This window comes from Pedobacter nototheniae, assembly GCF_032678625.1.
Lineage (GTDB): Bacteria > Bacteroidota > Bacteroidia > Sphingobacteriales > Sphingobacteriaceae > Pedobacter > Pedobacter nototheniae_A.
The window spans coordinates 545,839-567,425 of record NZ_JAVTSO010000002.1 but is presented as its reverse complement, the minus strand read 5'-3'; the positions used below and the strand labels follow the sequence as shown (position 1 = coordinate 567,425).

The following is a 21,587-nucleotide window of genomic DNA, read 5'->3' as shown; positions in this document are numbered from 1 at the left end:
ATTTGGTTTATATATTTGCGATCAAAGTAATTAACCATGACCACCTTATCCAAAAGAATCAATAATCTATCCGAATCTGCAACACTAAAAATGACCAAATTAGGGCGCGAATTAGCTTCTAAAGGCATTAACATCATTAGTTTAAGTGTTGGCGAACCCGATTTTAACACGCCTGAGCATGTAAAAAATGCAGCTAAAAAAGCGTTAGACGATAACTTTACCCGCTACTCTCCGGTTCCGGGTTACCCTGAATTACGCCAGGCTATTGTTAACAAGCTTAAAACGGAAAACAATTTGGATTATGATATTTCTCAAATTGTGGTTTCAACAGGTGCGAAACAATCACTTTCTAATGTTATCCTTACCCTAATAGATCCGGATGATGAAGTAATTATTCCTACACCATATTGGGTTTCATATTCAGAAATGGTGGTGCTTGCAGAAGGAAAATCGGTTTTTATTAATACAGATATTGAAAGTAATTTCAAGATTACACCGGCACAACTCGAAGCAGCCATTACGCCGAAAACAAAACTTTTCATGTTTTCTTCTCCCTGCAACCCTACCGGATCAGTTTACAGTAAAGAAGAATTAGCGGCACTGGTTAAGGTATTCGAAAAATATCCGAATATCTTTATTTTATCTGATGAGATTTATGAGCACATTAACTTTGTAGACAAACACGAATCGATTGCTCAGTTTGAGGGTATTAAAGACCGTGTTATTATTGTGAATGGTTTTTCTAAAGCATTTGCCATGACTGGATGGAGATTAGGTTATATTGCCGCAAGTAAAGAAATAGCTGCCGCCAATGATAAATTACAGGGGCAAACTACATCAGGCACCTGCTCAATTGCTCAAAGGGCTGGTATTGTAGCTTACGAACAAGGTTTGGCAAGTGTTTTAGAAATGAAGGAAGCTTTTTTACGCCGCAGAGAATTGGTTTATAACTTACTAAATGATATTCCTGGTGTAAAAACCAATCTTCCTGATGGTGCCTTTTACTTTTTCCCAGAAATCAGTTCTTTCTTCGGCAAAAAAGATGCAGAAGGTAATGAGATTAAGGATTCGTCTGATTTAGCGCTATATTTATTAAATGTTGGCCATGTAGCAACGGTTGGGGGCGACTCTTTTGGCAATAACAACTACATCCGTTTATCCTATGCAGCATCAGACGAAAGCTTAGTTGAGGCATTAAGGAGAATTAAAGAAGCTTTAGCTAAACTTAACTAATGCATTAAAACATATAGAAAACCCCCACCAAGTTATTGATGGGGGTTTTCTTTTTTATAGACTACAGATGAAAGCTTTATTAATTATTGATATGCAAATTGGGAGTTTTATACCTTATTCCTCCCGGTATAATACCTATAACGTAATCAAAAACATTAACCTGCTCGCCAGTGCTTTCAGGAGTAATGGTGATCTGATAATTTTTATTCAGCACGATGGAACCAGGAAAAATTGTTTCTTACCAAATAGTAACGAATGGCAATTACTACCTGAACTGGAACAGTCAAACAGCGACTTATATCTAAATAAAACCGCTAATGATTCATTTTACCAAACCAATCTTCAGGAAATATTAGCTGAAAACCACATTAACGATGTAGTAATTACTGGTTGTGCTACAGATTTTTGTGTTGATTCTACAGTTAAATCTGCATTAACAAAAGATTACAATGTTACCGTTGTTGGCGATGCACATACAACAGCCAACAGACCGCATGCAGACGCTTTAACCTTAATTAAACACTACAACTGGCTGTGGAGTGAAACCACCCCTACAAAGCATAAAATTGAGGTTATGAATACGGAAAAATTAATTCCAATTTCAGGTCAATAAAAGCTTTTTAATTGGAGAACAAAATTCAGGCTTTTATCGTTTCAAATCAGTTCATCTTTTCGTTACGAACCATTTCTGTTAAGGGAGTAGAAACGGACGGATTGCAACCGTATTATTTTTTTTACCATCAATAGTGCAGAAAGCGCTGCAGCTTTACAAACACCTCAAATTTATCCCAAACAAAAGAGCAGGATTGGTTAACCCAATCCTGCTCTTTTAAAAATTCAATCTAATGTTTTAACTCCTTATGGCTTCTACAGGATCTAACCTTGAAGCTGAATAAGCTGGCCAGAATCCCGATATCGTTCCGATAATTACAGAAATACTGATTCCAAGTATAATATTATCCAAGCCTAAAATAATGTGGAAATCGAAAACTGCACCTATGAGTAATGAAAAGAGGTATACAAGCAGCAAGCCCAATAAACCACCTAAAATACAAAGCGATATCGACTCAAAAATAAATTGCAGCAGTATAAAGTATCTTTTTGCGCCTAAAGATTTCTGGATACCGATAATATTTGTGCGTTCTTTTACAGATACGAACATGATATTGGCAATACTAAAACCACCTACAAGGATAGAAAAACCACCAATTACCCATCCCGCCACGTTAACCATATCAAACATTTTGCCCAGCTGATTAGACAAGATGGTTGTTTTATTTAAGGCAAAATCATCTTCCTGTCCGGGTTTTATCCGGTGAATTGAGCGCATTAATCCTTGTAATTCACTTTCAACCTCTTCTAAAGAAACCTTATCAGAACCTCTTACAGTTATTTGCGGTCCATAACGCTCATTTTGTATATCTAAAATGCCTTTTGCAAAGTTTATCGGGATATTTACGCTTTTATCTAAAGAAGTACCGAGCATATCCTCTCCTTCTTTCTTAAATACTCCAACCACGGTAACCCTTCTGCCTAATATTTGAATCTGCTTTCCGATGGGTTCGTCGCCTCCAAATAAGCCATCGGCTATGTCTGCCCCGATCAGGCAAATGGGTGTTCCGTTTTTACTTTCATTTTCAGTAAAGTAACGACCGGCCTGAAGTTCAAAATTCCATGTTTTATTAAAATCCTGCGAAGCAGCAGAAACCGTAATGCCTTCTACCGAATTGCTTCTGTATTTTATGGTTCTGTTGCTGGTCGAAATTTCAAATGTAATGCCATCAGCATTTTCCATTCTTTCTCTCAATGCAGCAAAATCACGAAGAGAAGGCTGTGGACGGTTCATGTATTTCCACCAGGGATAATTATCACCAAAACTCCAGGGCCATTTTTGAAGATAAATGGTGTTAGACCCCAGCTTATCCACACTGGCCTGCAATTTATTACGAAAGGTATCTACAGCAGAAAATACTGCAATAATGGTAAAAATACCAATAGTTATGGCTAAAAGCGATAACATTGTACGTAACTTATTTTGGCGCAGTGCATCAAATGCAAATCGGAAACTCTCGCCTATCAGCCTAAAAATTATCATAATTATGGATTAGACACAACAAGGTTAAAAAGGTTACAGCTCATTTTCAAAACTAATTAATTTTGTAGAAGTAAACTCCAAATTAAAACAATGTTGAAGTAATAAATTTAACATAAAACTTAAATAAGTGCAAAAGCGTTGTTAAATACGAAAAAGAAAAATTAAATTCGTATTTTTGCACCTCAAAAAATTCATCAGGAATGAAATTATCACAATTCAAATTCAACTTACCTGAATCTCTTGTAGCCAATAATCCGGCCGAACAACGTGATGAAGCTCGTTTAATGGTTTTACATAAAGACAGCGGTAAAATTGAACATAAAATATTTAAAGACGTTTTAGGTTATTTCGATGACCAGGATGTTATGATATTAAATAACACTAAAGTTTTCCCGGCTCGTTTATACGGCAATAAGGAAAAAACAGGTGCTACAATCGAAGTGTTTTTATTGCGCGAGTTAAATAAAGAATTACGTCTTTGGGATGTTTTAGTAGACCCGGCCCGTAAAATCCGTGTAGGTAATAAACTTTACTTTGGCGATGATGATTTATTAGTTGCTGAAGTTGTAGACAATACCACTTCACGTGGCCGTACCATCCGTTTCTTATTTGAAGGTACTGATGAGGAGTTTAGAAGAAATGTTGAAATTTTAGGCGAAACCCCGCTTCCAAAATACATTAAACGTAAAGCTACAGCTGAAGATAAAGAACGTTATCAAACCATCTTCGCTAAACATGAGGGTGCTGTTGCAGCCCCAACCGCAGGTTTGCACTTTAGCCGTGAGTTAATGAAACGTTTAGAACTTAAAGGCATTAACTTTGCCGAAGTTACTTTACATGTTGGCTTAGGTACTTTCAGAACCGTGGAGGTTGAAGATTTAACCAAACACAAAATGGATTCGGAGCAGTTTATTATTGAGCCGAAAGATGCCGGCATTGTAAATAAAGCTTTGGAAGAAAAAAGAAAAATCTGTGCAGTGGGTACAACTTCTATGCGTGCTATAGAATCTGCTGTATCAGCAAACCGGACGTTAAAAGCAGCCAACGACTGGACAAGTAAATTTATTTTCCCTCCATACGATTTCAGCATTGCAAACTCAATGATTACCAATTTCCACACACCCGAATCTACTTTATTGATGATGGTAAGTGCATTTGGTGGTTACGAAAATGTAATGAATGCTTATGAAGTGGCCGTTAAAGAAAAATATAAATTCTACAGCTATGGCGATGCCATGCTAATTATATAATTTAGTATCAAGTAACAAGTATTAAAAGTATTTTTTAATACTTGTTACTCTTAAATTCTGATACTTATTATGAAACACTACGCCGTTATAGTTGCCGGTGGTTCGGGAAGCCGGATGCAAACCGAAATTCCAAAACAATTTCTTTTATTACAAAACCTTCCGGTTTTAATGCATACCATAATTGCTTTTTCTCAAAGCGATTATAATCCAAAAATCTTAGTCGTATTAAATAAAGATCAGCACCCTTACTGGGCAAAGCTTTGTACAGATTTTAATTTTAAAACCAAACATCAGGTTATTGCGGGTGGAAACGAACGTTTTTATTCTGTAAAAAATGCAATTGACTCCATTGATGGCGAAGGCTTTGTAGCCATACATGATGCAGTTCGTCCATTATGCACCAAGCAACTAATTGACCGTTGCTTTGAAGAAGCAGAGAAAGTTGGGAACATTATTGCTGCACTTCCATCAAATGATAGTGTTAGAATATTAAAAGATGGAAAAACAAGTGCTGTAAAGCGTGATGAGGTATACTTAGTACAAACGCCACAAACCTTTAACTTAGAAACACTTAAAACAGCTTATAAACAGGATTATAACCTTGCTTTTACCGATGATGCAAGCGTAGTTGAAGCTGCCGGATACGCTATAAATATTGCGGAGGGCGAAAGAAATAATATCAAAATTACTTATCCTACAGACCTGGATTTTGCAGAAATGGTTCTTCAAAAAAAGTCCTCCCGGCCATAGCCAGGAGGATTTCTTTTATGATGCTCTTCCTATTACCTTAAGTAAGATTGCAATTACTGCAATAACCAATAAAACGTGGATAATGCCACCTACGTCGCCAAAGCCATGAAATACAAAGCCTATAATCCATAATATAACCAATACGACTGCGACTAAATACAATAAATTTCCCATAGTGTTAATTTTTTTAGTAATTAAATGTTGAGGTATTAACACACATGTTTTGACTTTGTTTAAAAAATGTAAAATATTTTTAAGCTTTAAGCATCATATCCTGGGGTCTTATACCCAAAACCTGAAAAAAAGTATTGCTGAATGTGGAAATGCTGTTATAGCCTACCTGCATGGCAACTTGCTTAACACCAGCGCCTTGAGCAGACAACAATTCTACCGATTTAATCATTTTAAGCAGTTTAACATAACCGGCTACTGTTAGTCCAATATCATCTTTAAATAAACGCTCTATGGTTCTTGAAGACACATTAAACTGCTTCGCAATTCTTGGTACGGTAATGCCTTCCAATAAATTTTCGACCATAAAATCTACAATACCGGCAAGCCTTGGATTTTTAGGCACAGGCAAAACCAATGGCAGCGAATTATGAAATGTTGAAGGCAAAATCTGGATTAAAGCATTTACAAAAGCGGCTTCCGTTTCATCAAATTCATCCAACCGAGACCATTGCTCGGTAAACAAAATCATTTCCCGAAGTACGGCAGGTGTATTGAAAACATTTATGGATTTAAAAAACGGATGATCGGGCACATGCTCAAAAAAAATACAGCGCAAAAAAACTTCCTCCAAAGGCGATGTTGTTTTATGAACCATTCCTGGCGGAATCCAGGCACAATGAAATGTAGGCAATAAATACTGGGTGTTTTCAGTGTGTAAATACTGTAATCCTTTCTCTACAAAAATCAACTGGCCCATTTTATGTGCATGCACTTCATCCGTAAACTTCCAGTTTTTTTCGTGCCATACATAGGCCGGCTTCGTTACGCTATCAACGGTTAGATGGCAAAATCTCGATCTGTTATCCATTTCATTTGTCGCATAATAACATGCGATTGACAAATATAAATATTAATAGACAAAGTGATTTTAAGACTTTTGTAAAACAAATTTAAAATCATGATCAAATTACCCGGAAAAATTACATTAACAACATTAATTCTCTTGTTATTCGTTAGCACAAACCTTTTAAAAGCTCAAAAGAAAATGGAAATGCAGTCAGAAACAACCGTTTTAGTTTTATTTAATTCTGCCAGTGGCGGAACATACAAAATGGCAAAATCGATTGCAGAAGGCATTGAATCTTTAAAAGGTACAAAAGCAGTTTTAAAGCAAATTCCTGTAATAAAGCAAAAAGAGAATAATGTCAAAACACCATGGTCTGATCTCCCCTATGCAACTATAGAAGAACTGCCCGGCTATGATGGAATTGCTTTTGGTTCGCCCGTAAATTTTGGCAATATGAGTGCCGATATGCGGTATTTTTTAAACCAATCTGTAGAAATTTGGACAAAACACAAACTTGAAGGTATGCCCGCCACCGTATTTATGTCTGGCGGAAGCGGTGCCGGTGCAGAAGCGGCCATCCTGTCCTTTTGGAGTACCCTTGCAGTACATGGAATGATCCTTGTTCCAACCGGAATTATGGGAACAAATGAAATCGACAAAACCATTCCGCAAGGAAATACGGTTTTCGGTGCTTCATCACTCGCTTCAAATAAAACCACCGAGCGTCCAAGCAAAGGCGAGCTCCATATTGCAGCTTTACAAGGCTTTGCCTTAGCCAAAGCTGCCAAGGCTTTAAAAACCTTAAAAAATCAAACGATTCAAGCCAATAATACATTAAATGAAGTACCAAATGATGAAAAGACTGCAGATTATAATTTAAATCTAAAAAAATTAGACATTACACTTCCAATAGCCCCCGCCCCTGTAGGTAGTTATAAACCTTATAAAATTGTTGGAAAGTTAGTTTTCATTAATCAAATCGCCTTAAAAAATGGTAAAGTTGAATATCCGGGTTTAATTGGTAAAGAGGTGACTGAAGAACAAGCTAAACTTGCCACAAAACAAACCTTACTTAATATTTTAGCGGTATTAAAAGACGCTGCCGGAGGAGATTTAAACCAGGTGAAACAAGCTGTACAGTTAACTGGGTATTTTTATACCGCAAATGGATACACTAAACATGCTATGTTAATGAACGAAGCTTCTAATTTATTGGCAACCATTATGGGGGATGCCGGATTACATACCCGGGCAACTATTGGCGCATCATCACTACCCATGGATTCGCCGGTCGAAATCCAGGCCATATTTGAACTGAAATAGAATTTAATACCCCAGCAAAACAAAAAATCCCTTTTGAAAGTATCAAAAGGGATTTTATACATTATTGATTTTAGTATTCGTCCTCGTTAAAGAAGAAATCTTCTTTAGTTGGATAATCAGGCCAAATTTCTTCAATAGTTTCATAAGGCTCACCATCATCCTCCAATGCCTGTAAGTTTTCAATAACTTCTACAGGGGCACCTGAACGGATACCATAATCGATTAATTCGTCTTTAGTTGCAGGCCATGGAGCGTCTTCCAAGTGCGATGCTAATTCTAGTGTCCAATACATATATCAATTCAATTAAATTCTTATTTTTAATATTTCGCAAAGTATATTAAAATTTTTGAGCAAAACAAACTTATTTTTCCACTATTATACACGCGGAATCCAAATGTTTTCTTCTGCCCTGAAATCCATAGTCAGTTTTCGTGCCAAAACAAATAAATAGTCACTTAAACGGTTTAAGTAAATCGTTACTTTTTCTTCCACAAAACTATCCTGTGCCAGTTCTACAGTTAAACGTTCTGCCCGTCTGCAAACACACCTGGCAATATGACAATAAGATACAATAGTATTGCCACCTGGTAAAACAAAATGTTTTAAAGCTGGTAAAACTTCGTTCATAGTATCCATTTCGTTTTCCAGCAAAGTTATATCTGCATCATGCAGGTCAGGAATTTTCATTTTTGATTTTTCCGGATCGGCAGCAAGAGATGCGCCTATTGTAAATAAGCGGTCCTGTATTTCCTTAAGCAGTTGCTGATGGTGTTTATCGATGTCCTGGCACATGATTAAACCCAGATAGGAATTTAATTCATCAACAGTACCATAAGTTTCGATGCGTAAATGATATTTTGGAACTCTTGTACCTCCAATTAAGGAAGTTTGTCCTTTATCACCTGTTTTAGTGTAGATTTTCATTTTCTAAGGTTAAAGAAGACATAAGGTTTTCGATTTTAAACGTCTTAAACCTTGCGCCTTCTGCCTCTAATTCATTTTTTCCCAGTCACTGCCGCTATCTTTTAAAGCCTGCAATCTTGGCGAAACATTTTTAACATCGGTATTAACGTAATCATTCTCAATCAAACCATCCCGCATACGTACAATACGATGCGCATGTTGCGCGATATCTTCCTCGTGGGTAACTAAAATAATGGTATTTCCTTTACTATGGATTTCTTCTAAGAGGCCCATAATTTCTATTGACGTTTTGGTGTCCAGGTTACCCGTAGGTTCATCGGCTAAGATAATGGAAGGATCATTGATTAAAGCTCTTGCAACAGCAACACGCTGACGCTGTCCACCTGATAATTCATTTGGTTTGTGATCCATACGATTGCCCAGACCTACATTCTCCAAAGCTCTTTTGGCACGCGCATCCCGGTCTTTTTTACTATTGCCAGCATAAATAAGCGGCAAAGCTACATTATCCAGCGAGGTAGAGCGCGGCAATAGGTTAAATGTTTGAAAAACGAAACCAATTTCCTTGTTACGAACTTCTGCAAGCGCATCATCTGTCATGTGGCTTACATCTTTATCATTTAAAATATAAGTTCCGCTTGTAGGTGTATCCAAACAGCCTAAAATATTCATTAAAGTAGATTTACCTGAGCCCGATGGGCCCATTAAGGCTACAAACTCTCCTTTATTTATATCTAAAGAAACCGATTTTAAAGCATGAATTACTTCTGTGCCAATAACATATTTACGTCCAATTTCCTTTATCGTAATAAGTGGTTTCTGCATGTTTGTTCTTTTATTTTTTTAGACACTGCCGGGGGTACTTATGTTACAATGATTTTAAAAATAGATTAAACCCGCCTGATAAACAAGTTGATGATCTTTATTTTTCAATAATTTTAGGTACCATAAAGAATTGTTCCGTATGTTTTGCTGCATTTTTCAAACCATCGATTGTAGAAATTTCTTGTTTCACAACATCCTCTCTCCAAACATTCGGGTTTTCGTTCATGTACACCAGGGGCTTAACCGAAGAAGTATCCAATTCATTTAACTTTTCCATAAAGGATAAAATCTTATTCATCTCCGGAATCAGCGTATCAACCTCTTTTTCGTCGATATGAATTCTCGCCAGATCAGCAATTTTATAAATGGTTTTTGCGTCTAAATTCATTACTTTATTAATTTACGATCAATTAATTTAAAAACCTGTTCTTTCAAGGCATCAGCATCATTTGAAGTTAATCCTGTTGTATTAATAGGTTTGTGGACGTAAATATCGCAAATTCCGGGCTTACTTCCATACTTTGCTCCATCATCCCAGTTAATTTGCCAAACATTGGCAATACTTACCGGTATCAGCGGTATATTTTTATCGATGGCCAGTCGAAATGGCCCGTTTTTAAATTCGCCAAGTTTGGGCGGGTAATGGTCATCTATTTTACCTTCCGGAAAAATGATCAGGCTCATCCCCTTTTCTAAGTTTTCTCCGGCCTTTTTAAAAGCCCTGAAAGCAGAAATTTTACTATCGCGGTTTACCGAAATGTCTATCGTTTTAAAAAACAACCCCAATACCGGGTTGTTTAACAGCTCATCTTTACCCATAAAATGATATTTTCCTTTGGCAAGAATACAGAAAACCATAATATCGAGGTTCGAACTGTGGTTTGCGCAATAAATATAGGTTTGCTTTGAATCTAATTTTTCTTCGAAATGATAATTAAAAAACACGCCTGAAAAAAGACTGCATAAAAAACTGTTGGCTTTTCTGAAAAAATTTAAAATACCATAATATTTCGGGCTTCGGGAAGTCAGAAAATATATTGGATAAAACAATAAAAAGAAAAACAATATCCAGAATAAAAACCACACCCGGTGTATTTGCCGCAAAAATTTTATCATTGTCTTTCAAAAGTATAAAATAGAGCGACATTTTTTAATTGCAGTAACTATTTTTTTATTGTAGCAGAGCGTTTTGAAAAACGGACTTATTTCTTTAAACCCGACAGAAGTGGCAGCGCCCGATTTTTTTATCGGGACTTTAGGAAGCGATGAAATGCAGAAAACTGCTTTTCTAATCATTAACACCTGTTACTTCAGCAATTATTCTTCGGCCTTGTGAATGCTTAGGACTAAAATTGCAATTGCTTTTAGAAAATTGATGAGATAAAGTTGAATGTAAAATACATTTTGCTCGTAATTTATTTTTAATTTCGGCCATTATGAAAGAAACGGTGGTAAGCGGCATCAGGCCGACAGGAAAGCTACATTTAGGAAATTATTTTGGTGCTGTAACCAATTTTGTAAAGATGCAGTACGATTACAACTGCTATTTTTTTATTGCAGATCTTCACTCTTTAACCACACACCCTACCCCAGCTGATTTGCATGGTTATGTGAAACATGTATTGGTGGAATATTTGGCTTGTGGCATAAACCCTGAAGAGACTACAATTTATATCCAATCTGACGTTCCTGAGGTTTCAGAATTGTACTTATACCTGAATATGAATGCTTATTTAGGAGAGCTGGAGCGCAGCGCTTCTTTTAAAGATAAAATCCGCTCGCATCCGGATAATGTGAATGCAGGTTTATTAACTTACCCAACCTTAATGGCTGCTGATATTTTAATCCACAGGGCAAATAAGGTTCCGGTTGGTAAAGATCAGGAGCAGCACCTGGAAATGACCCGTACATTTAGCAATCGTTTTAACAGATTATACAATACAGATTATTTCCCTGAATCTTTTGCTTTTAATTATGCGGAAAACCTGGTTAAGGTACCCGGTTTGGAAGGCAAGGGCAAAATGAGTAAATCAGACGGAGATGGCAACTGTATCTACTTAGCCGATAGTCCTGAAGTAATCCGTAAAAAAGTTGCAAGGGCAGTAAGCGATAGTGGCCCGACCGAAGAAAACCAGGCGAAACCGGAAGCAATTCAGAATTTATTTGATTTGATGAAAATAGTTTCATCTGCTGATACCATTCAACATTTTGATGGTTTATACAATAAAATGCAGATTCGTTACGGCGACATGAAGAAACAGCTGGCGGAAGATATGATTGTATTTAATACGCCGATTAGGGAACGCATTGAAGACCTGTCAAAAGATGATACCTATTTAAGACAGGTTGCTAAACATGGTGCTTTAAAAGCACGCGAAAGCGCTCAAAAAACAATCAGAGAGGTACGCAGTTTAATCGGTTTTAAAAGTTTTTAATTAGTTAAATAGATTCTATAATGCTAAATTTGAGTTGAACCTCACCTCATTTTAGCTTCTGAATCTTACATCAAAAGAATATGCACATAGCAATAGTTGGCAATATAGGCGCTGGTAAAACCACATTAACGGGCTTACTGGCAAAGAATTATGGTTGGGAAGCTCTATATGAAGCTGTTGACAACAATCCTTATCTGGAAGATTTTTACAGTGACATGAAGCGCTGGAGTTTTAACTTGCAGATTTACTTTCTGAACAGCCGTTTTCAGCAGATTACTGAAATTGAAAAAAGCAATCGCAATGTTATTCAAGACAGAACGATTTATGAAGATGCCCATATTTTTGCAGAAAATTTGCACGATATGGCATTAATGACGACCCGCGACCACGATAATTACCGTGCAATTTTTCAAAACGTAACTTCCTTTATTAAACCGCCTGATTTGCTGGTTTATTTACGTGCATCGGTACCTACTTTAGTTAATAACATTCAACGCCGTGGAAGAGAATATGAAGCGGGAATCAGAATTGATTATCTTTCTAAACTTAATGAAAAATATGAAGCCTGGATTAAAGGATATAATTTAGGGAAATTACTGATCTTGGATAAAGATAAGTTAGATTTCACCAATAACCCTGAAGATTTAGGTACTGTAATACAGGCTATTGAAGCCGAAATAAACGGACTTTTCTAAAATACGCAATTATGAACAAAGATTTTGAACACGATAATCCAGCCAACTGGAAATGGGGCATTTTTTATTTCAATAAAAAAGACTCCAGATTCATTGTACGCAAACAGGCTGAATCTTTAGGCTGGACCTTTAACTTTGCTCATCCAATTTCTTTTGTAGTATTAGCTCTGATTATAATTATACCTCTTGTGTGGAGCTTCTTAGTTTAATGGCATGAAAATTATAGGCATTATTCCTGCCCGTTATGCTTCCAGCCGCTTTCCGGGTAAACCATTGGTTATAATTGATGGAAAAAGCATGATTCAAAGGGTTTATGAGCAGGCGCTTAAATCAACCGGTTTAAACAAAATTGTAATAGCCACTGATGATGAACGCATTATAGCTGAAGTTGTAAAGTTTGGCGGTGAATATGTTTTAACAAAATCTACGCATCAAAGCGGTACTGATCGTTGTGCTGAAGTTGCAGCGCAATATCCTGATTATGATGTGGCGATTAATATCCAGGGTGATGAACCTTTTATTGATCCTGCACAAATCGATCTTTTAATTTCTTGTTTTGATTCGAATAATAGCCAGTTGGCGACCTTAATTAAGCCCATTAAGCAAACAGAAGAGCTATTTAATACCAATAGCCCTAAGGTGGTGATTAACGAGGCGGGCGAAGCCATTTATTTCAGCAGGCACCCTATTCCTTATATTCGAAATGCTGAAGAAAATGAATGGATTAACCGATATGATTTTTTTAAACATATTGGTATTTATGGTTATCGTACTTCTGTTTTGCAAGAAATCACCAAACTCCCTCCATCAGGGCTGGAAACTGCTGAAAGTCTTGAGCAATTGCGGTGGATAGAAAATGGTTATAAAATCCAGACCAAAATCACACACATAGAAACCTTAGCTATTGATACGCCAGAGGATCTGTTAAAAATTGTGTAATGGTTATTTCAAAGAATTTATTGCATAAACCATTATTGAGTAAACCTTACTGTAAGGGAAAACCCTTTTGCCGTCACCCTGAATTCATTTCAGAGTCTTTAAATTCAGCAGGACGTGAGGCTGATTGAGCCATCAAATATTGAAGCTCATTTCCTAATTAAAATTCAATTATTCGTAAAGCAAGGTTCTGCACTTTTTTGATGGTGTAGCTCTGCTTTACGCTTTATCCGACTGAAATAGTCGGGATACCGCTTCAATCAGGTTTAATAATGAAAGACCCGTGCCGTCACCCTGAATTCATTTCAGAGTCTTTAAAGCGTGATAGATGCTGAAATAAATTCAGTAGGACGTGAGGCTAATTGAGCCATCAAATATTGAAGCTCATTTCCTAATGAAATTCAATATTTGTAAAGCAAGGTTCCTTGCTTTTTTGATGGTGTGGCCCTGCTTTACGCTTTATCCGGCTGAAATAGCCGGGATACCGCTTCAATCAGGTTTAAGAATGAAAATTTTGTATAAGCACACATTGTTAGCCCTGTGTCGTCACCCTGAATTCATTTCAGGGTCTTTAAAGCGTGATAGATGCTGAAATAAATTCAGCAGGACGTGATAAAATTGAAACGGAAAAGGGCTGATGAGCCATCAAATACAAACACTCATTTCCAAACTAAAATTCAATTATTTGTAAAGCAGGGTTCTATGCTTTTTTGATAGTGTGGCCCTGCTTTACGCTTTATCCGACTGAAATAGCCGGGATACCGCTTCAATCAGGTTTAAGAGTGAAAGTTTTGTATAAAAATACATTGTTAGCCCTATGCCGTCACCCTGAATTCATTTCAAGGTCTTAAAGCATAATAGAATTAGATAACGATGAAACTTTTCTTAACTGCTTTAAGCCAATATTAATTCCATTTGTATGTTGCAACGCGTATAAGGAGTAGGCTTACCTGCTATCTTCTGAAACCCTAATTTATGGTACAAGTTAATCGCTGGTTTTAAAATGGTATTGCTTTCTAAATACAACTTTGAAGCTCCAAGTGATTTTGCTTTTTCAACAATAGCGGATGCCAGCAAAAAGCCAATATTTTTTCCCTGCGCTTTTGGGGATACCGCCATTTTGGCCAGTTCGTAATCATGCTCTTCCTCATTCATTTTAATAAGCGCACAAACACCTAAGGGTTCTCCTTCGTACAATGCCACTAAAATATACCCCCCTTTATCCAAAATATAGCCTTTCGGATTATCTAAAGCTTTGTAATCGGTTTCTTCCATTACAAAATAAGTAGAAATCCATTCTTCATTTAAACTTTTAAAGGTTTCCTGATATTTAGGCGAATAATTAACAATTTCTACTTTATCACCTTCTCTTTCTTTCTTTTTTTCCATTACTCTTCTTAACAAATTTTTCTGTTCCAATAAAAACTCCCACTCGCCTATGGCTTCCCATAAATTATTTTGCGTTTGCTTGCTTAGCTCATCTACAGCCGCATTTACATCGATTAACTGGTCTTCCAGTTTCTCTAATATTTTATTGCCCAGACTGGATAGTACTACAATATTTTTTCGTCCGTCGGCCTGGTCCTTCTTTTCCTTTACGTAGCCTTTTTTAAGCATTTCTCCAATTATTTTACTGACCGAAGGATGTGAATGTCCAATAGACTTGGCAATCTCTGTAATTGTTTTCTCCTCTCCTTTTGAAAGCGAATAAAAAACAGGAAACCATTTTGGCTGCATATCTATATCGTACATTTTATAAATCTGTTTTCCATCTTCTGTTACCTTATCGGTTAACATCCTTAACCTGCTTCCTAAAGCAACCTTACCTGTTTGTTCAAAAAAATTCATAACAAAATTAATTACGTAACTGATTACGCAAATATATTTATATTTATCAAATCACCAATTTTTTATTTCAAAATTATTTCCACCATAAAAAATTACTATTTTAGGCTTATTAAGCCTTTTTATGAAAAACACTGCCCTATTTCTATTTCTTTCAATTTCCATATTTTCTGCCTGCACCAATAACAATAAAGGAGGAAAAACCGATGCTATCGAATTTAAAAATGTCAATTCGAGCATAGCGCAGTCTTTTTCTAGTTTAAAAACCCTTGATTCTTTTAAAATTGAACTAACGGGTAGAAAACCTGAGGATATGGTTTTAAATTTTAGCATCACCACTGCTGAAGGAAAAGTGATTTATAATGTTAAAATAAAAGGAACCGATTTAGTTAGCAATACCGACCCTAATATTGATTTATCAAAAGAAAAAGACCAGGTAATTTTCTTAAAAACCATAGCGAACGATTTTTTCAGTGAAGATAACTTTTTAGAACCTGCCGTAATGCCTGATGATAAAGCGGATAAATATACTCCGGACAAAGCCCTTTATGAAGAACTAAAAAAATCGCAGCTAAACGGCTTTAAATATCGCCTAGGTAAAGAAAACAACATTTATATTGCCTGGAGTGAAAAAGAACAGAAAGTAAAAATTTATTACAATTGTTGTTAAAGGCATAATCAATTTTCATTATTTTAACGAACGCTCATGAAAAAAAACATCTTTATTATTTGCTTTTTGTTTCTATGCCATTCTTCATTTGCTCAGGTATTTTTAAGAAGCAAACCACAAAACGTTAAAGCTGATGTTGCATTTTCAGAACCTACTTCCAGCATTATTTTCTTTGGTACTGATGATGGCAGTGCTGCTTTCCAGAAACACAAAAAGAATATAAGTATTATTAATAATTATTTCGGACCCGTTTATGCTGTCTTTCCAATCTTTAATATCGGAGATGGAAAATTAGTAGAATACCAAAACAAAACGAGTAAATATTACTTTTTTAAACCCACTTCAAAAAAAACATTTGGAATGGTAATATCCAACGGCAATACTCAACCGGTAATCGTGAATAGTCCTGATAATTATTTAAAAACCATAAAAGTATATTTAAACATCAGCAGTGCAGATGATTTGATTCCGAAAACATTAGCTAAAAGAGATGAGAAAGCCGCTCAGCGGGAAATGGAGCAAATTTTGAAGCTAAAATTTGAACCTGGTAAAGATTACGCAGATAAACTAATTAAAAACTCAAATACGGTTCATTACTCAAAACCTTATGATGACGGTGGTTACAAGATGAATTGCAATGATCGTATTTTTGAAGTATTTGCCGATAGCCTGCTCACTCAAAAATCTAATTACGGTGCCAAATACCAGTACAACAAAAACAACGAAATGATTGGCCTCATCAATACCATTGATGGAAAAGATGCCAGTTTTTCAAAATATGTGAGGAACAAAAACGGGCTGATTGAAATGATTATTGGAGGGGACCTAAAAAGTGCAGATACCACTTTTTTTATCTACGAAAAAGATAAATACCACACCATCAGTAAATCTAAAGGTGCATTATATGGTTTAGAAACATTTTTCTTAAACGATCAGATGCAATGTGTTCGCAGGCTTTCCAAAAACAACGATCAATCTGTGGTTTGGGATATTACTTATATTTATGATAAGTTTGGGCGTTTGGTTAGAGAAGGAAAAGTTGATAGTGAAATGATTTATGAATATAAATCTGATCAGGATATGTTCTTTTCCGGTTTCAGATCTTATGATTTAAATCCAAAGAAAATGATTTTAAATAATCAAATTTTCAGAGAAAAAAATAAGCAGACTTTTATTGGACGGGACGGCATGGAAAATCAAAATTTCAGGTCTGTTACCTATACTTCTAAAGATGGTTCTTCGAAAACTTATTCTTATGATAAAGACAATAAACTAACATCTGTTGCCGTAGTTCGTTGCGAATAAAAAAACAAGGAGACCTAATTGGCTTACTATTTAAATCAGAAATAATCTAATTTTCTGAATCACATCACTTTATCATATTTAAAATATCTTCTTTTTTTACCACTCAGAAGCGAGGAATTTTCTTACCTTTGTATCCCGTACAAAAAGCAGCAATTTTTACATCTGCTGTAAAAAATCACAATCATGACTAAGTATATTTTTGTTACGGGCGGTGTTACTTCCTCATTAGGCAAGGGCATCATTTCCGCTTCTTTAGCTAAACTTTTACAGGCACGTGGCTACCGTGTAACCATTCAAAAGTTCGATCCGTATATCAATATTGATCCGGGAACTTTAAACCCTTACGAACACGGCGAATGTTTTGTTACTGAAGATGGTGCTGAAACCGATTTAGATCTTGGTCACTATGAGCGTTTCTTAAATGTTCCAACTTCTCAGGCAAACAACATTACCACCGGACGGATTTACCAAAACGTAATTAATAAAGAACGTAAAGGCGAATATTTGGGGAAAACGGTTCAGGTTGTACCCCATATTACCGACGAGATTAAACGCAACATGCGCATTTTAGGCGAAAGTGGCGAGTATGATATCGTAATTACTGAGTTGGGTGGTACTGTCGGCGATATTGAGTCGCTTCCTTTTATTGAGGCTGTTCGTCAGTTTAAATGGGAAGAAGGCAGCAGCAATGCTATTGTAATCCACTTAACTTTAGTGCCTTATTTAGCGGCAGCCGGCGAATTAAAAACCAAACCTACACAACACTCTGTTAAAGCACTATTAGAATACGGAATTCAGCCGGATATCCTGGTTTGCAGAACAGAACATCACATTAGTCCGGAAATCAGAAAAAAAATTGCCTTATTTTGTAACGTTAACATCAATGCCGTAGTCGAATCAATGGATGCAGCTACTATTTATGATGTACCATTGTTAATGTTAAAAGAGCAATTGGATAAAACGGTTTTAGCAAAATTAAAATTACCAACTAAAAATGAACCCAACCTTGAAAACTGGAAAGACTTTTTAGGCAGGTTAAAAAACCCTACAGCTGAGGTTAGAATTGGCCTGGTTGGTAAATATGTTGAATTACCTGATGCTTACAAATCAATTATCGAATCTTTTATACATGCAGGTTCTAAAAACGAGTGTAAAGTAAAGGTTGAATATATTCACTCTGAAGGCATTTTCCCTGATAACGTAAAAGAAAAATTAGGGCATTTACATGGTGTTTTAGTTGCTCCAGGCTTTGGTAGCCGCGGCATCGAAGGTAAAATTGATACCATTAAATATGTTAGGGAAAATAATATTCCTTTCTTTGGCATTTGTTTGGGTATGCAGTGTGCTGTTATTGAATTTGGCCGTAATGTATTGGGCTTAAAAGATGCACATACTACTGAAATTGAAGAAAATGCTGCAAACCCGGTAATTAACATGATGGAAGAGCAGAAAAAAATTACAAATAAAGGTGGAACCATGCGTTTGGGCTCATACCCTTGTGACATTAAAAAAGGCACAAAAGCTTTTTCTATTTATGGCAAGCAGCACATTAACGAACGTCACCGCCACCGTTATGAATTTAATAATGATTATTTAAAACAATATGAAGAGGCGGGTATGATTGCCTCTGGAATGAATCCTGAATCGAATTTAGTGGAAATTGTGGAGTTGAAAAATCATCCTTTTTTCGTTGGCGGACAGTTTCACCCTGAATTAAAATCAACAGTTGCTAATCCTCACCCACTTTTTGTTAAATTTGTGGCCGCTGCAATGGAGTATGCGAAGAAGAAAACCAATTAAAAGCAGTATAAACAACAATAATGGATAGAAATACCTTCACAGGACTGTTCCTGATTATGATCATTTTGGCAGGATCATTCTATTTTTTAAAACCGAGCGAGGTTGAAATAAAAAAAGCACAAGAAAAAGAACATTTAGATTCTTTGAAAAAAGCTGGAACATTACCAGCTCAAAAAGATACGGTGGCAGCCGCCGTTGTTGCACCAACTGTAGATTCGCTGGCACTTAAAGGCCCTTTTGGAACTGCATTAACCGGTACAGTAGCTAATTCTGTATTAGAAAACGAAAACTTATTAATCACTTTTAGTAATAAAGGGGGTAAAATATCTTCCGTACAGGTTAAAGGCCAAAAAACTTTTAATGGTAAACCATTAATTTTATTTGATGGCAACCAGAATAAATTTGGCTTAAACTTAAATGCTGCTGGTAAAGTAATTAACACAAATGATTTGTTCTTTACGGCAACCAAAACGGGCAATAGTTTAACCATGCGCGCCAATTATGGCTCTAATCAGTATGTAGAGTACATTTACGATTTAAAAGCGTTAAGCAACAAAGTTGGTTTCAAAATTAATTTAGTAGGCTTACAGCAGATTATCACTGGCAATAACATTGGTTTAAACTGGGAAGCTACTTTATTGCAACAAGAAAAATCAATTGAGAGTGAACACCGTTACTCCGCTCCTTATTACAAATATGTAAATGGCGATGTTGACCACTTAAGTGTATCTAAGGAAGAGAAAGAAGACCTTGCCAAAGGAAAAATTCAGTGGTTTTCGTTTAAACAACACTTTTTCTCTGCTGCCTTAATTGACAAAAACGGTTTCGAAAAAGGAAATTTAGAAGTTAAAATCCCAACTACTCCAGGGCAGGTTAAATTTTATGCTGCCAACATGCAATTGCCATACAGCCATTTAGCTGCGCAGAGTTATGATATGGAATTCTATTTTGGAACCAATAAGTTTTCTACTTTACAGGATCAGGGTTATGAGCTTGAAAAACAAGTAGATTTAGGTTACTGGCCTTTAAAATATGTAAACCGTTTTATTGTATTGCCTGTTTTCAATCTTTTAGAGCGTTTTAATTGGGGTTACGGCTTAATTATTTTTGCATTAACCATTCTTTTAAAATTAGCTTTATCACCACTTACCTACAAGTCGTACTTATCAATGGCTAAAATGAGGGTTTTAAAACCAGAAATGGATGAAATTAAAGCTAAAGTAGGCGAAGATAACCCAACATTGGTTCAACAGGAATATTTAAAATTATATAAGAAAGCGGGTGTTAATCCCCTCGGTGGTTGTTTGCCTATGGTACTGCAATTGCCCTTGGTTATGGCCTTTTTCTTCTTCTTCCCTAACTTATTTGAGCTACGTGGAGAAAGTTTCCTTTGGATGAAAGATTTATCAACTTACGATGAGTTTATCCGTTTCGGTGTGAAATTACCTTTTATTGGTGATCACTTAAGTTTAATGTGTGTATTGATGACCATCTCTACCTTAATTATGACTTATTTCAACAATCAGGTATCGGGTGCTACAGGCCAGATGAAATACATCGGTTATATTATGCCTGTAATTTTCCTTGGCGTTTTAAATAGCTACCCATCGGGCTTAAACTATTATTACTTCTTAGCCAACTTAATGACTTTTGGTCAGCAGTTCCTGATTCGTAAAATGGTTGATGACGATAAAATCCACGCTTTAATTCAACAAAATAAAGCAAGACCTGCGGATGAGAAAAAGAAAAAATCTAAGTTTCAGCAACGTTTAGACGATTACATGCGTCAACAGCAACAAACTAAAAAATAACGAAAAGCACCGGAAACGGTGCTTTTTTGTTTACTTCATTTATTATTCACAATCTATTCGTTACTTTTGGATAGAATAGAAATAACATCCCTAATGAAGCATTTAAAAGCGATTCTCTCTCTCTTATTTTTTCCTGTATTATTGTTTGCACAAACCAAACCAGCACCTCTCAAAACATTTTCAGTATCGCCAGCATTCGAATTGCTAAGGTCTACGCATGGAAATGCTTTTTATGGTCCATCTTTAAAAGCTAACTATCTTTTTGCCAATGGCCTTGAACCGGGAATTGGGATTGAATATGCTGCTACGCCGATACATTATGATAATGCCTTTATTTTATATAAAGTACATTTTCTTCCGGTTTATGGTAATCTAAAGTATAATTTTAAAACCAGCCATAAAATAAAACCTTATGTAGAAACTTCATTGGGTATTTCATTTAACAAATACGATATTGCCGATGAACGTACGCCAGAAAATAAATCACGGACTACGGAAGAAGGTTTTTTTGTTTACGGTGGTGGTGGCGCTAAATATGCTTTATCCAATAAAATAAATATTTTTGCAGGGATTGGTTTAAAAGGATATAAAATGAGTACAAACGACCTGGACATTAACCCTCACGGTTTATCGTTCATGTTGGGATTTACATTTTTCTAAGCAACAGC

23 protein-coding genes are annotated in these 21,587 nt (G+C 36.0%); 14 read left to right on the top strand and 9 right to left on the bottom strand.

The annotated features are described in order from the left end of the window. Positions 1–36 precede the first annotated feature (36 nt). The gene (locus tag R2Q77_RS08110) at positions 37–1,233 is read left to right on the top strand and encodes a pyridoxal phosphate-dependent aminotransferase (RefSeq protein ID WP_316803218.1); all 1,197 of its coding nucleotides are present in this window, start codon (positions 37–39) and stop codon (positions 1,231–1,233) included. Between the two features lie 67 nt (positions 1,234–1,300). Continuing rightward, entirely contained in the window at positions 1,301–1,846 is a 546-nt protein-coding gene (locus tag R2Q77_RS08105) for an isochorismatase family protein (RefSeq protein ID WP_316803217.1), read from the top strand. A 237-nt stretch (positions 1,847–2,083) separates the two neighbouring features. Here R2Q77_RS08105 and R2Q77_RS08100 read toward each other — a convergent pair whose 3' ends face one another. After that, the gene (locus R2Q77_RS08100) at positions 2,084–3,328 is read right to left on the bottom strand and encodes an ABC transporter permease (protein WP_316803216.1); all 1,245 of its coding nucleotides are present in this window, start codon (positions 3,326–3,328) and stop codon (positions 2,084–2,086) included. Between the two features lie 200 nt (positions 3,329–3,528). On the opposite strand from R2Q77_RS08100, the gene queA reads away from it, so the two are divergent. Beyond that, a complete protein-coding gene (gene queA, locus R2Q77_RS08095) occupies positions 3,529–4,578 on the top strand; it encodes a tRNA preQ1(34) S-adenosylmethionine ribosyltransferase-isomerase QueA (protein WP_316803215.1) in 1,050 nt (349 codons plus the stop codon). 69 nt (positions 4,579–4,647) lie between these two features. Next, positions 4,648–5,328 carry a 2-C-methyl-D-erythritol 4-phosphate cytidylyltransferase gene (locus tag R2Q77_RS08090; RefSeq protein WP_316803214.1) on the top strand — a complete coding sequence of 227 codons (681 nt, stop codon included), beginning with the start codon at positions 4,648–4,650 and terminating at the stop codon, positions 5,326–5,328. 15 nt (positions 5,329–5,343) lie between these two features. Here R2Q77_RS08090 and R2Q77_RS08085 read toward each other — a convergent pair whose 3' ends face one another. Then, positions 5,344–5,502, bottom strand: coding sequence for a lmo0937 family membrane protein (locus R2Q77_RS08085; RefSeq protein ID WP_316803213.1), 159 nt, complete (start codon positions 5,500–5,502; stop codon positions 5,344–5,346). Between the two features lie 79 nt (positions 5,503–5,581). Further along, a complete protein-coding gene (locus R2Q77_RS08080) occupies positions 5,582–6,370 on the bottom strand; it encodes an AraC family transcriptional regulator (RefSeq protein ID WP_316803212.1) in 789 nt (262 codons plus the stop codon). 90 nt (positions 6,371–6,460) lie between these two features. Between R2Q77_RS08080 and wrbA the strand changes: the two genes are divergently transcribed. Next, positions 6,461–7,672, top strand: a complete 1,212-nt coding sequence (wrbA, locus tag R2Q77_RS08075) for an NAD(P)H:quinone oxidoreductase (RefSeq protein ID WP_316803211.1) — start codon at positions 6,461–6,463, stop codon at positions 7,670–7,672. Positions 7,673–7,742: 70 nt separating this feature from the next. On the opposite strand, the gene R2Q77_RS08070 is transcribed toward wrbA, so the two are convergent. The 5 genes from R2Q77_RS08070 to R2Q77_RS08050 all read right to left on the bottom strand — a co-directional run bounded on the left by R2Q77_RS08070 (position 7,743) and on the right by R2Q77_RS08050 (position 10,538). Beyond that, entirely contained in the window at positions 7,743–7,964 is a 222-nt protein-coding gene (locus R2Q77_RS08070; RefSeq protein ID WP_010603503.1) for a DUF2795 domain-containing protein, read from the bottom strand. Positions 7,965–8,048: 84 nt separating this feature from the next. After that, positions 8,049–8,597: a cob(I)yrinic acid a,c-diamide adenosyltransferase gene (locus tag R2Q77_RS08065; RefSeq protein ID WP_316803210.1), complete on the bottom strand. Its 549-nt coding sequence runs from the start codon at positions 8,595–8,597 to the stop codon at positions 8,049–8,051. 66 nt (positions 8,598–8,663) lie between these two features. After that, complete coding sequence (locus tag R2Q77_RS08060) at positions 8,664–9,422, bottom strand: ABC transporter ATP-binding protein (protein ID WP_316803209.1); 759 nt, start codon at positions 9,420–9,422, stop codon at positions 8,664–8,666. A gap of 97 nt (positions 9,423–9,519) precedes the next feature. Further along, a complete protein-coding gene (gene gatC, locus R2Q77_RS08055) occupies positions 9,520–9,810 on the bottom strand; it encodes an Asp-tRNA(Asn)/Glu-tRNA(Gln) amidotransferase subunit GatC (protein WP_316803208.1) in 291 nt (96 codons plus the stop codon). Continuing rightward, positions 9,810–10,538 (bottom strand): lysophospholipid acyltransferase family protein, encoded by a 729-nt coding sequence (locus tag R2Q77_RS08050; RefSeq protein ID WP_316803207.1) that lies wholly within the window; start codon positions 10,536–10,538, stop codon positions 9,810–9,812. Before R2Q77_RS08050 ends, gatC begins: the two co-directional genes overlap by 1 nt. A 320-nt stretch (positions 10,539–10,858) precedes the next feature. Here R2Q77_RS08050 and trpS point away from each other — a divergent pair, with 320 nt between their 5' ends. The 4 genes from trpS (at position 10,859) to kdsB (ending at position 13,491) form a co-directional block, all read left to right on the top strand. Next, positions 10,859–11,857 (top strand): tryptophan--tRNA ligase, encoded by a 999-nt coding sequence (gene trpS, locus R2Q77_RS08045; RefSeq protein WP_316803206.1) that lies wholly within the window; start codon positions 10,859–10,861, stop codon positions 11,855–11,857. A gap of 80 nt (positions 11,858–11,937) precedes the next feature. Continuing rightward, positions 11,938–12,552, top strand: coding sequence for a deoxynucleoside kinase (locus tag R2Q77_RS08040; RefSeq protein WP_316803205.1), 615 nt, complete (start codon positions 11,938–11,940; stop codon positions 12,550–12,552). Positions 12,553–12,563: 11 nt separating this feature from the next. Next, positions 12,564–12,761, top strand: coding sequence for a DUF5808 domain-containing protein (locus R2Q77_RS08035; protein WP_316803204.1), 198 nt, complete (start codon positions 12,564–12,566; stop codon positions 12,759–12,761). A 4-nt stretch (positions 12,762–12,765) separates the two neighbouring features. After that, the gene (kdsB, locus tag R2Q77_RS08030; RefSeq protein ID WP_316803203.1) at positions 12,766–13,491 is read left to right on the top strand and encodes a 3-deoxy-manno-octulosonate cytidylyltransferase; all 726 of its coding nucleotides are present in this window, start codon (positions 12,766–12,768) and stop codon (positions 13,489–13,491) included. Positions 13,492–14,382: 891 nt separating this feature from the next. On the opposite strand, the gene R2Q77_RS08025 is transcribed toward kdsB, so the two are convergent. After that, on the bottom strand, positions 14,383–15,336 hold the full coding sequence (locus R2Q77_RS08025) for a GNAT family N-acetyltransferase (RefSeq protein WP_316803202.1): 954 nt from the start codon (positions 15,334–15,336) through the stop codon (positions 14,383–14,385). 121 nt (positions 15,337–15,457) lie between these two features. On the opposite strand from R2Q77_RS08025, the gene R2Q77_RS08020 reads away from it, so the two are divergent. From R2Q77_RS08020 to R2Q77_RS08000, 5 genes are all read left to right on the top strand, one after another. Continuing rightward, positions 15,458–16,003 (top strand): hypothetical protein, encoded by a 546-nt coding sequence (locus R2Q77_RS08020; protein ID WP_316803201.1) that lies wholly within the window; start codon positions 15,458–15,460, stop codon positions 16,001–16,003. A gap of 36 nt (positions 16,004–16,039) precedes the next feature. Then, positions 16,040–17,308: a hypothetical protein gene (locus R2Q77_RS08015; protein ID WP_316803200.1), complete on the top strand. Its 1,269-nt coding sequence runs from the start codon at positions 16,040–16,042 to the stop codon at positions 17,306–17,308. A 183-nt stretch (positions 17,309–17,491) separates the two neighbouring features. After that, a complete protein-coding gene (locus R2Q77_RS08010; RefSeq protein WP_316803199.1) occupies positions 17,492–19,108 on the top strand; it encodes a CTP synthase in 1,617 nt (538 codons plus the stop codon). Between the two features lie 20 nt (positions 19,109–19,128). Next, positions 19,129–20,919, top strand: a complete 1,791-nt coding sequence (gene yidC / locus R2Q77_RS08005) for a membrane protein insertase YidC (RefSeq protein ID WP_316803198.1) — start codon at positions 19,129–19,131, stop codon at positions 20,917–20,919. Positions 20,920–21,012: 93 nt separating this feature from the next. Beyond that, positions 21,013–21,579, top strand: coding sequence for an outer membrane beta-barrel protein (locus R2Q77_RS08000; RefSeq protein ID WP_316803197.1), 567 nt, complete (start codon positions 21,013–21,015; stop codon positions 21,577–21,579). The last annotated feature ends 8 nt before the right edge of the window (positions 21,580–21,587 follow it).

What these genes read in the sequence shown, in the direction of transcription:
- R2Q77_RS08110 (WP_316803218.1), top strand. Translation starts at nt 37, where the DNA reads ATGACCACCTTATCCAAAAGAATCAATAATCTATCCGAATCTGCAACA.
- R2Q77_RS08105 (WP_316803217.1), top strand. Translation starts at nt 1,301, where the DNA reads ATGAAAGCTTTATTAATTATTGATATGCAAATTGGGAGTTTTATACCT.
- R2Q77_RS08100 (WP_316803216.1), bottom strand. Translation starts at nt 3,328, where the DNA reads ATGATAATTTTTAGGCTGATAGGCGAGAGTTTCCGATTTGCATTTGAT.
- queA (WP_316803215.1), top strand. Translation starts at nt 3,529, where the DNA reads ATGAAATTATCACAATTCAAATTCAACTTACCTGAATCTCTTGTAGCC.
- R2Q77_RS08090 (WP_316803214.1), top strand. Translation starts at nt 4,648, where the DNA reads ATGAAACACTACGCCGTTATAGTTGCCGGTGGTTCGGGAAGCCGGATG.
- R2Q77_RS08085 (WP_316803213.1), bottom strand. Translation starts at nt 5,502, where the DNA reads ATGGGAAATTTATTGTATTTAGTCGCAGTCGTATTGGTTATATTATGG.
- R2Q77_RS08080 (WP_316803212.1), bottom strand. Translation starts at nt 6,370, where the DNA reads ATGGATAACAGATCGAGATTTTGCCATCTAACCGTTGATAGCGTAACG.
- wrbA (WP_316803211.1), top strand. Translation starts at nt 6,461, where the DNA reads ATGATCAAATTACCCGGAAAAATTACATTAACAACATTAATTCTCTTG.
- R2Q77_RS08070 (WP_010603503.1), bottom strand. Translation starts at nt 7,964, where the DNA reads ATGTATTGGACACTAGAATTAGCATCGCACTTGGAAGACGCTCCATGG.
- R2Q77_RS08065 (WP_316803210.1), bottom strand. Translation starts at nt 8,597, where the DNA reads ATGAAAATCTACACTAAAACAGGTGATAAAGGACAAACTTCCTTAATT.
- R2Q77_RS08060 (WP_316803209.1), bottom strand. Translation starts at nt 9,422, where the DNA reads ATGCAGAAACCACTTATTACGATAAAGGAAATTGGACGTAAATATGTT.
- gatC (WP_316803208.1), bottom strand. Translation starts at nt 9,810, where the DNA reads ATGAATTTAGACGCAAAAACCATTTATAAAATTGCTGATCTGGCGAGA.
- R2Q77_RS08050 (WP_316803207.1), bottom strand. Translation starts at nt 10,538, where the DNA reads ATGATAAAATTTTTGCGGCAAATACACCGGGTGTGGTTTTTATTCTGG.
- trpS (WP_316803206.1), top strand. Translation starts at nt 10,859, where the DNA reads ATGAAAGAAACGGTGGTAAGCGGCATCAGGCCGACAGGAAAGCTACAT.
- R2Q77_RS08040 (WP_316803205.1), top strand. Translation starts at nt 11,938, where the DNA reads ATGCACATAGCAATAGTTGGCAATATAGGCGCTGGTAAAACCACATTA.
- R2Q77_RS08035 (WP_316803204.1), top strand. Translation starts at nt 12,564, where the DNA reads ATGAACAAAGATTTTGAACACGATAATCCAGCCAACTGGAAATGGGGC.
- kdsB (WP_316803203.1), top strand. Translation starts at nt 12,766, where the DNA reads ATGAAAATTATAGGCATTATTCCTGCCCGTTATGCTTCCAGCCGCTTT.
- R2Q77_RS08025 (WP_316803202.1), bottom strand. Translation starts at nt 15,336, where the DNA reads ATGAATTTTTTTGAACAAACAGGTAAGGTTGCTTTAGGAAGCAGGTTA.
- R2Q77_RS08020 (WP_316803201.1), top strand. Translation starts at nt 15,458, where the DNA reads ATGAAAAACACTGCCCTATTTCTATTTCTTTCAATTTCCATATTTTCT.
- R2Q77_RS08015 (WP_316803200.1), top strand. Translation starts at nt 16,040, where the DNA reads ATGAAAAAAAACATCTTTATTATTTGCTTTTTGTTTCTATGCCATTCT.
- R2Q77_RS08010 (WP_316803199.1), top strand. Translation starts at nt 17,492, where the DNA reads ATGACTAAGTATATTTTTGTTACGGGCGGTGTTACTTCCTCATTAGGC.
- yidC (WP_316803198.1), top strand. Translation starts at nt 19,129, where the DNA reads ATGGATAGAAATACCTTCACAGGACTGTTCCTGATTATGATCATTTTG.
- R2Q77_RS08000 (WP_316803197.1), top strand. Translation starts at nt 21,013, where the DNA reads ATGAAGCATTTAAAAGCGATTCTCTCTCTCTTATTTTTTCCTGTATTA.